The organism is Pauljensenia sp. UMB6358 (genome assembly GCF_030216865.1).
Taxonomy (GTDB): domain Bacteria; phylum Actinomycetota; class Actinomycetes; order Actinomycetales; family Actinomycetaceae; genus Pauljensenia; species Pauljensenia turicensis_A.
Window position 1 is genome coordinate 1 of record NZ_JASOMS010000319.1, and the last position, 229, is coordinate 229.

Genomic DNA, 229 nt, shown 5'->3' on the forward strand with positions numbered 1-229 from the left:
GTCATGCTCGCCTCCCATTTTTATGAGTCGCGTGATGGTTCCACGGCAGGGTTCTGGGCAGATAAGCCAGATGCGGCTCGGGCGGTATGGAACGCGGTGAACAATCTGCTGCGCCTGGACCGGGATTGGAAGGTGTAGACCAATGGCTTCTTTGGGATCCATGCGCACCACCATCGACCTCATCCAGCCGACGGTTGTTCGGGATAAGGCGGGGTTCACCACCACGCGC

1 pseudogene is annotated in these 229 nt (G+C 59.4%); it reads left to right on the forward strand.

Annotated features, from left to right (window positions below):
- Window positions 1–138, forward strand: a pseudogene (locus tag QP381_RS09635) (head-tail connector protein); the annotation flags it as partial.
- Window positions 139–229: the final 91 nt, after the last annotated feature.